The organism is Acidisphaera sp. S103, from assembly GCF_009765975.1.
Taxonomy (GTDB): domain Bacteria; phylum Pseudomonadota; class Alphaproteobacteria; order Acetobacterales; family Acetobacteraceae; genus Rhodopila.
Genome location: NZ_LMUJ01000022.1, coordinates 1 through 767, shown reverse-complemented (window position 1 = coordinate 767; position 767 = coordinate 1). Strand labels below are relative to the sequence as shown.

The following is a 767-nucleotide window of genomic DNA, read 5'->3' as shown; positions in this document are numbered from 1 at the left end:
TCATGGCGGTTTGGAGCCTCCCCCTACAGGGCGGCTCCGAAGGGTCCTCCTTCATCTCTCGCACAGCATGACGCTTACGCGTCTTCTTGACACAATGCCCTTCACCTCGTTGCAGAAGACTGCGATGGCCATCAGGTAGGTCCTAAGCGGCAGCTTGTGCCAGGCGAACAGAGTGCCCGAGGTTGCCGAGAAATCCGCCCGGCACGCCTTGCAGCGCCAGCGCGGCTGGTGCTCCGAGCGGCGACAGTCGTAGCAAATTTGGCAGCCGCAATGTGGACAGACCGGTTTGCCGTCGGTCTGCGGCCAGCGCAGGCGGACAAACACATTTTCCGCGCCTCGATCAGACATCCGCATGACTTTGCCCGGGCTGAGCGAACGGGCAGCCGCGGACAAAAGGAAGTGTTGCGCCATCAGGGCCGTGTCGATCTATAGAACATAATAGGAACATGATCGAGATCGCATAGCCCGTCAACCGTGGTGGCGGTTGCTACATGATGGCGCGAGTTCCTCCCGCATCCAGTTGATCCGAAAGCCGTGGCCGACGTAGTTGGTCGCCTCCTGGCTGCATCCGAGTGAGGATCGTATCGGCGGTTAAACTGGACGTGCTGGAACACTCGGGGTCGTTATCGAAAATCACGGAGCCGAACCATGATTTCAGGGGATGCACGTCACCCGGCCTCCACAACGAGCGGTCCATCGCGCGCGTCGGGGCCCACGGAGTGCGTCGGTTGCTCGCCGCACCCATATGCCAGCTTGCACATATGACC

1 protein-coding gene is annotated in these 767 nt (G+C 60.8%); it reads right to left on the bottom strand.

The genetic code is table 11. The features are described 5' to 3' along the window. Positions 1 to 51: 51 nt before the first annotated feature. The gene (locus tag GSQ89_RS02095) at positions 52 to 411 is read right to left on the bottom strand and encodes a transposase (protein ID WP_158921535.1); all 360 of its coding nucleotides are present in this window, start codon (positions 409 to 411) and stop codon (positions 52 to 54) included. Between the last annotated feature and the right edge of the window lie 356 nt (positions 412 to 767).

Bases quoted from the DNA above. Each gene is read 5' to 3' on its own strand.
- GSQ89_RS02095 (WP_158921535.1), bottom strand. From the start codon at position 411: ATGGCGCAACACTTCCTTTTGTCCGCGGCTGCCCGTTCGCTCAGCCCG.